General features: G+C 71.6%; 7 protein-coding genes. 2 read left to right on the top strand and 5 right to left on the bottom strand.

Annotation, left to right across the window (positions count from 1 at the left end):
- Window positions 1-205 precede the first annotated feature (205 nt).
- Complete coding sequence (locus QH283_RS03555) at window positions 206-1,540, bottom strand: acetyl-CoA C-acetyltransferase (RefSeq protein WP_414689619.1); 1,335 nt, start codon at window positions 1,538-1,540, stop codon at window positions 206-208.
- A gap of 230 nt (window positions 1,541-1,770) precedes the next feature.
- Between QH283_RS03555 and QH283_RS03550 the strand changes: the two genes are divergently transcribed.
- Together QH283_RS03550 and QH283_RS03545 are read left to right on the top strand one after the other, a co-directional pair.
- Window positions 1,771-3,126 carry a 3-oxoacyl-ACP reductase gene (locus QH283_RS03550; RefSeq protein WP_280501583.1) on the top strand — a complete coding sequence of 452 codons (1,356 nt, stop codon included), beginning with the start codon at window positions 1,771-1,773 and terminating at the stop codon, window positions 3,124-3,126.
- An 8-nt stretch (window positions 3,127-3,134) separates the two neighbouring features.
- On the top strand, window positions 3,135-4,004 hold the full coding sequence (locus QH283_RS03545; protein WP_280501582.1) for a MaoC family dehydratase: 870 nt from the start codon (window positions 3,135-3,137) through the stop codon (window positions 4,002-4,004).
- 135 nt (window positions 4,005-4,139) lie between these two features.
- Here the strand turns inward: QH283_RS03545 and QH283_RS03540 are convergent, their stop codons facing one another.
- The 4 genes from QH283_RS03540 to QH283_RS03525 form a co-directional block, all read right to left on the bottom strand.
- Complete coding sequence (locus tag QH283_RS03540; protein WP_280501581.1) at window positions 4,140-5,264, bottom strand: DUF5685 family protein; 1,125 nt, start codon at window positions 5,262-5,264, stop codon at window positions 4,140-4,142.
- A 150-nt stretch (window positions 5,265-5,414) separates the two neighbouring features.
- The gene (locus QH283_RS03535) at window positions 5,415-5,627 is read right to left on the bottom strand and encodes a hypothetical protein (protein WP_280501580.1); all 213 of its coding nucleotides are present in this window, start codon (window positions 5,625-5,627) and stop codon (window positions 5,415-5,417) included.
- A gap of 114 nt (window positions 5,628-5,741) precedes the next feature.
- Window positions 5,742-6,341, bottom strand: coding sequence for a TetR/AcrR family transcriptional regulator (locus QH283_RS03530; protein ID WP_280501579.1), 600 nt, complete (start codon window positions 6,339-6,341; stop codon window positions 5,742-5,744).
- Between the two features lie 80 nt (window positions 6,342-6,421).
- Entirely contained in the window at window positions 6,422-7,591 is a 1,170-nt protein-coding gene (locus QH283_RS03525) for a glycoside hydrolase family 3 N-terminal domain-containing protein (RefSeq protein ID WP_280501585.1), read from the bottom strand.
- Window positions 7,592-7,606 lie beyond the last annotated feature (15 nt).

Below are 7,606 nucleotides of genomic sequence, written 5' to 3'. Positions count from 1 at the left end.
GCGCCCCCCCCCGCCCCCCCGCCCCCCCCGCCCGCCCGCCCCCCCCGGGGGGCCGCGGCCCTCTTGGCGCGGGGTGGCTGCCCCGGGGGGCCCCGGGCCGGCCCCCCCCGCGCCGTATGTCCCCCGGCGCAGACGCGCGGGTGCGCCTGCTGTGTTCCCCGGCGGCCGGTCACCACCGGGGAAGGTCTCGACGCTCGCGGGCTGATCAGCGCTCGAGGATGGCGACCACGCCCTGGCCGCCCGCCGCGCAGATCGAGATCAGCGCGCGACCGCCGCCGTTCTCGGCGAGCTGCTTGGCGGTGGAGGCGATGATCCGGCCACCGGTCGCGGCGAAGGGGTGCCCCGCGGCCAGCGAGGAACCGTTGACGTTGAGCTTGCCGCGGTCGATCGAGCCGAGCGCGCCGTCGAGGCCGAGGCGCTCCTTGCAGTACTGATCGGACTCCCAGGCCTGCAGGGTGGCCAGCACGACCGAGGCGAAGGCCTCGTGGATCTCGTAGTAGTCGAAGTCCTGCAGGGTCAGGCCGTTGCGGGCGAGCAGGCGCGGCACCGCGTAGGTGGGGGCCATGAGCAGCCCGTCGGGGCCGTGCACGTAGTCGACGGCGGCGACCTCGGAATCGACCAGGTGGGCCAGCACCGGCAGGTTGCGCTGCGCGGCCCACTCCTCGCTGGCCAGCAGCACCGCCGAGGCGCCGTCGGTGAGCGGGGTGGAGTTGCCCGCGGTCATGGTCGCGTCGCCCGCCTTGACGCCGAAGACCGGCTTGAGCTTGGCCAGCTTCTCCGGCGAGGAGTCGGGGCGCAGGTTGTCGTCGCGGGTCAGGCCGAGGAAGGGGGTGATCAGGTCGTCGAAGAAGCCACGGTCGTAGGCGGCGGCCATGTTCTTGTGCGAGAGGTAGGCCAGCTCGTCCTGCGCCTCGCGGGAGATGCCGAACTCCTTGGCGGTGAGGGCCGCGTGCTCGCCCATCGACAGCCCGGTGCGCGGCTCGGCGTTGCGCGGGATCTCGATGCCGATCATGCTCGGGCGCAGCTGGCCGACCAGCTTGGCGCGCTCCTTGCCGGTGCGGGCGCGGTTGATCTTGAGCATCCACTCGCGCATCGGCTCGCTGACGCCGATCGGGGCGTCGGAGGTGGTGTCGGTGCCGCCGCCGATGCCCGACTCGATGCGGCCGAGCGCGATGGCGTCGGCCACGGTCACGATCGACTGCAGGCCCGTACCGCAGGCGAGCTGCAGGTCGTGGGCGGGGGTGTAGGGCGACAGGCGGCTGCCGAGCACGCTCTCGCGGATCAGGCCGTGCTCGCCGACGCGCTTGAGCACCGCGCCGCCGACGACCATGCCGAGCCGCTCGCCCTGGAGGTTGAAGCGGCTCACCAGGCCGTCCAGGGCGGCGGTGAACATGTCCTGATTGGACGCCTTCGCGTAGGCCCGGTCGGAGCGAGCGAACGGGATGCGGTTGCCGCCCACGATGGCGACCGGACGCGCGGTCTTCGGTGTGCTGGCGCTGGCTTTGGTCACTCGACCCTCCAAGTCTCGTCGGTTGTGCATATCGCTGCGGGCACTGGGGACCCGGCGCGAAAACGCCTCGTCGGAAACGAATGTTTCGTCGGATGCGGTGGTACCGCGCGGGCGGACTGGGTACGCGCCGCCCGACGCGGATGAGCGCCCGGCGGACGCCCGCCCGCCACCGCGTCGCCGCGGTTTACTTTAAACTTACTCTGGAGTAAGTTACTTGTCGATACCGCCCCGGCCGAAACGAGAGAGAAAAGGTAGGAACTGTGGCAGCCAAGAGCAAGGGTGCACCCAACCTCTACGGATCGTTCGTCCACTCCGCGCCCGGCCATTTCCTGGCGAGCAAGCTGGGCCTGCCCCAGCCGGAGACGCTGCGCCGCTACACCCCCGGCGAGCCGCCGCTGCCCGGACCGGTGCTGCTCGGCGGCAAAGGCCGGGTCGTGGAGCCGCTGCGCGAGCTGCTGGACGACTACGAGATCGCCGACTCGCTCGGCCAGGGCGTGAAGTACGGCGCGCTGGTCTTCGACGCCACCGGCATCGGCGCCATCGACGAGCTGGCGCAGCTGTTCGAGTTCTTCCAGCCGGCCATGCGCAGCATCGCGCCCTCTGGCCGCGTCGTGGTCATCGGCACCACGCCGGAGCTGGCCGCGAGCGCCGAGGAGCAGATCGCCCAGCGCGCGCTGGAGGGCTTCACCCGCTCGGTCGGCAAGGAGCTGCTGCGCGGCGCCACCGCCCAGCTGGTCTACCTGCACCCGGAGGCCGCCACCGGCGCGTCCGGCCTGGAGTCCACGCTGCGCTTCCTGCTGTCGGCCAAGTCTGCCTTCGTCTCCGGCCAGGTCATCCGCGTCGGCAAGGACGACGCCACCGCCCCGGCCGACTGGAACAAGCCGCTGGCGGGCAAGGTCGCCGTGGTCACCGGCGCGGCGCGCGGCATCGGCGCCACCATCGCCGAGGTCTTCGCCCGGGACGGCGCCACCGTGATCGTGGCCGACATCCCGGCCGCGGGCGACGCGCTCTCGGAGACCGCCAACAAGATCAACGGCACCGCGCTGGCGCTGGACGTCACCGCCCCCGACGCCGCCGAGAAGCTGGCGGAGTTCGTCACCGAGCGCTTCGGCGGCCTGGACATCATCGTCCACAACGCCGGCATCACCCGCGACAAGCTGCTGGCCAACATGGACGAGGCCCGCTGGAACGCGGTCATCGGCGTCAACCTGGCCGCGCCGTACCGGATCACCGAGGCACTGGTCGCCAAGGGCGTGCTGAAGGAGGGCGGCCGCGTGATCGACGTGTCGTCCATCGCCGGCATCGCGGGCAACCGCGGCCAGACCAACTACGGCGCCTCCAAGGCGGGCGTCATCGGCATGGTGCAGGCCGAGGCCCCGAAGCTGGCCGAGAAGGGCATCACCATCAACGCGGTGGCCCCCGGCTTCATCGAGACCGCCATGACCGCGGCCATCCCGGTGGGCACCCGCGAGGCCGGCAGGCTGATGAGCTCGCTGCTGCAGGGCGGCCAGACCGTCGACGTGGCCGAGGCCATCGCCTACTTCGCCAGCCCGGGGTCCAACGCCGTCAACGGCAATGTGCTGCGCGTGTGCGGCCAGGCCATGCTCGGAGCGTGAGGAAGCGCATGGGATCGGGGACTCAGGTGATCTCGCTGCGCGAGACGCCGAAGAATTCCGCGCTGTTCGTGCAGGCGGCGCTGGGCGCGGTGCCGCTGGGCCCGGCGCGCAAGCAGACCATCCCGGACCGGGTGGTCGAGCTGAAGGGCCTGAAGGTCGACCCGGACCACCTGGCCGACTACTGCCACGCCACCGGTCTGCGCTACAGCGATTCGCTGCCGCTGACCTACCCGTTCATCCTCAGCTTCCCGCTGGCGATGAAACTGGTGGTGGCGCGGGACTTCCCGTTCGTCGCCGTCGGCGCGGTGCACGCCGGCAACGAGATCGAGCGCGCCAGGGAGATCTCGGTCAGCGAGCCGCTGGATCTGCGCACCCACATCGAGAACCTGCGCGAGCATCCGCGCGGGCTGATGGTCGACGCGATCACCGAGGTGAGCGTGGGCCGTGAACTGGTGTGGCGGCAGGTCACCACCTTCCTGCACCAGCAGAAGACCTCGCTGTCGGGCGGTCCCAAGCCCGAGCCCAAGCCGGAAGAGGTTCCGCCGCCGCCGCTGCGCCAGATCAAGGTGGACCAGCGGATCATCGACCGCTACGCCAACGCCTCCGGCGACCACAACCCGATCCACACCTCGGCGGTGGGCGCCAAGGCCTTCGGCTTCCCCAAGCCGATCGCGCACGGCATGTGGTCGGCCGCCACCATCCTGAGCACGGTGGAGGGCCGCATCCCGGAGAAGGTGTCGTACTCGGTGAAGTTCGGCAAGCCGGTGCTGCTGCCCGCCACCGTCAACGTGTACGCCGACCAGGTGGACGGCGGCTGGGATCTGGCCATGCGGCATCCGAAGAAGGGGTATCCGCATCTGACGGCCACCCTGCGCTGACGCGTACGGCGCGAGCGCGATCTCGCGCGAAACCGCCCCCGAGACACGGTGTCCCGGGGGCGTTTTCGTGTCCTGTGACGAATCTGCCGGGTACCCGCCCGGCCGCTGTCGCCCCCGGCCGGGATCGCGCGGGATTCAGCAGTCGCAGCAGGAGCAACCCTCACAGCAGTCGCAGCACCCGCCGCAATCGGGACAACCGGAGCAGCAGTCACATCCGCAGCGGCTGATCCACGCGTCCCTGCGCTCGCCGTTGCACGGGTTGGTGTGCTCGGCGCAGCAGGCGTAACCGGTGCAGTACACGCCGCACACCAGCGCCAGCGCGGTGCCGAAGTCGGGCTTGCGGGTCGGCGGGCCCTTGTGGGTGATGATCGGCCGCTCGGCGCGCGACTCGGCGGCCTTGCAGGCGTGCGCGATCGCGCCGGGGACACCGTGGCCGACCCGGCGCACCAGGGCGCGCAGCGGGTCGAGCAGCATCCAGCGCACGGCGGGGACCTCGGCCAATTCGACGGCGGCCAGCGAGCGGCGCAGATCGGCGTCGGCCTCGTGGATGAGGTGGCAGGCCTCGGCGGGGGTGGTGCGCGAGGCATCGAGGGGGTTGAAGCGGCCTGCCGCGCGATCGGCCTCCAGATCTTCCACGGCGTCGGCGAGGTGGGCGATGCGGCCGAAATCGCGGCCGACGCCGCGCAGCGCGTCGACATTGTCCGGCCGGTCCGCCAGCACGGCGGTGTGCGCGAAGAACTCGGCGGCGCAGAACTCGGTGGCGGCGGTGAGTTCGGCCAGGTCGGTACTGGTGCGCTCGCGCGCGGTCTGGGCGGCGATCTCGGCGATCAGCGGTGCCACGTCCAGGCCGATGAGCCCCGCCTGGATGCGGGCGCTCGCGGCCCAGGTGGACGACACCCGCGCCATCGGCCCGCGGGTGAGCACGGCGGCGTCACCGTCCTCGACGCGGTCGCGCAGGGCGGCCGAGCCGAGCAGCAGGGAGGCGGTGGTGGCCAGCCGGACTCCGGGCGCGGCGGCAGGGGCGACCTCGGCGCGGCGCATTCCCCGCAGCGCGCACCGGCCAGCGGTGACCCGCTCGGCGGGGGTCGCCGCCTGGACCTCGGTGAGCATGCTCAGCACGACGGCGTCGGTATTGGTCGCGGTTCTGGCCAGCTGACCGTGCCCGTCGCGCAGCCCGAGACACAGGCCGCACATGTGCGACTGCCACTGCGCGCTGCCGATCCCGTACTTGGCCGCCCCGTGCGCACACGGCCTGAGCATGCCGAACACTTCCGCCCCCGCTCCCCGGACCACCGGCGTCCGTCCCGAATGGATAGCGCCATATCCTGCACCGGTCGGCCCGGCTTCGCAATGCGAAGAGCCGAGCCACCCGCATCGGAGCAGAACGCGTCTGGACCGAGGTGGTCGCGGTTACAGCGGGATGACGATGGGGCAGGAGATGGCGCCCACCTGGCAGCCGAACCACCTGATCAGGCTGTTCGCCACTTCGGCGGAGCCGGTGCCGACGGAACTGCTGCCCGTGCCCGCGGTGTCGGCAGCGGCCGGACCGGCTGTGCCGACGAGTCCCCCGGCGATGGCGAGCGCCGCGAGGCCGAGGCGGACGGTTCGAGTCGAAGCTTTCATGACCGGAGCGTATGGCGGTTTCGCCGGTTCCGATCGCCCCGAATGACTGGGCCACATGTTCCCGGGGCGGTCGGCTGCCGACCGGTCCCACGCAGCTTTTCGGGTCCTACGCCGTTATTCGACCTTCTTGCGGCCCGCCAGGCCGCGCCAGGCCAGCGCGTCGAGCAGGTCGACCGCCTCGGCGACATCGATGCGGCCGGTGGCGACCCGGTCGGCGATGGCCTCGCCCGCGCCGATGACGGCGACGGCGACGATGTCGAAGTTGGTGCCCGGCTCGGGATGCTTGGCGCTGGACTCCAGCAGTTTGGCGGTGAGCTCGATGACCCGCTCGCGGGCGTTGTCGATCTCCGAGGCGAAGCTCTCCTGGCCGAGGGCCTGGCGGTAGAGCACCTGCCAGGAGCGGCGGTTGCTGTCGACGAAGCCGAGGAAGGCCTCGAGGGCGGTGCGCAACTGCTCGTGCGGGGTGAGCTGCGGGTTGCCCGCGGGCGCGACCGACTCGATGAGCCGGGCGCCCTCGCGCTGGATGCAGGCGCGGAAGAGCTCGTCCTTGGAGCCGTAGTAGAGGTACAACATGGGCTTGGAGATCTTGGCCTCGGCCGCGATCGCGTCCATCGAGGTCTCGTGGAAGCCCTTGCGCGCGAACACTTCCACGGCGGCGTCGAGCATCTGTTGCTCACGCACCGCCCGGGGAAGCCGCTTCGTTCCGCCCGCCATCCACTCTCCTACCGCTACCGTGGGGTCCGATCTTACTCCAAGGTAAGTTCAGTGGCGGCCGATCCGCCCCCACGGTTGTATCAGCAGGTCAGGAGTCCCTTGAAGGCCGCCATCCGCAGGACGGAGGCGTCGACCTGCGCGGCGGGCAGGCGTCCGGCGGCCACCGCCTGCTCCAGCCGGTCGAGCACCGAGGACAGCGCGTCGGTGGTGATCCACAGGGCGTTGTCGGCCCCGGCGACCAGGCTCGCCTCCACCGCTTCCTCGATGCTCATCCTGGCGGTGATGGCCGCCATGCCGCCGAGATCGTCGGTGAAGATCGGGCCGTCGAAGGGCGCGGCGCCGTAGCCCGTGCCCTCGCGCAGCAGCGACATGACCTGCGGGCTGATGCTGGCAGGCATGTCGGGGGTGGTCAGGCCGGGCACGTCGAGATGGCCCACCATCACCGCCGCGCCGGAACCGACCAGCTCGCGGAAAGGCACCAGGTCCACCGCCTGCAACTGCTCGAGCGGCGGGGTGGTGACAGCCCCGGTGTGGGAGTCGCCGGAGGCGGAGCCGTGACCGGGGAAGTGCTTCATGACGGTGCCGACGCCGACCTCACGCATGGCGCGGATGTACGCGCCCGCGTACTCGGTGACCACGGCCGGGTCGGCGGAAAAGGAGCGGTCGCCGATCACGGTGTCGTCGGGCTGGAAGCTGACATCGACGTCGGGGGCGAAGTTCACGGTCACGCCGAGGTCCTTCAGCGCGCGCCCGCGTTCCAGCGTGGCCTCGTAGAACTGCTCGGCCGACATCTGGTCCACGGTCTCGCGGGCCGAGGGCGCCGCGCCGATCAGGTCGCGGGCGCGGGAGACCCGGCCGCCCTCCTCGTCGATGGTCACCATGACCGGCACCTCGGAGGCAGCCTGCACCTGGGCGAGCTGCCCGCCGGCCAGCAGGGCTGGGTCGGTCCAGCTGCCGACGAAGATGCCGCCGACGCCCTCGCCGCTCACCACGTTCGTGGCGTCGGACAGGCCGGTGACGCCCACGGTCAGCAACTGGGCGAGCTTGCGGCGCGGGGTCAGCCCGGCGAGGAACTGCGCACCGCAGTCACCCGCCACCGGGGTGCCGGAGGCCGTGGTGGCCTCCGCCGCCTGCGTCGTCGTTGCCGACGGCTGGGCGGAGGTGGTCGAGGTCGACGAGGTCGTGCCGCCGGAGCAGGCGGTCGTGACGGCCGCGAACAGAGCGAGCAGGACCAGTGGCGTCTTCCGCATGGGCATCCACGGTAG

This window comes from Nocardia farcinica (genome assembly GCF_029867845.1).
Taxonomy (GTDB): domain Bacteria; phylum Actinomycetota; class Actinomycetes; order Mycobacteriales; family Mycobacteriaceae; genus Nocardia; species Nocardia farcinica_A.
Note: the sequence above shows the minus strand (reverse complement) of the source record. Positions and strands in the feature narration are given on the sequence as shown.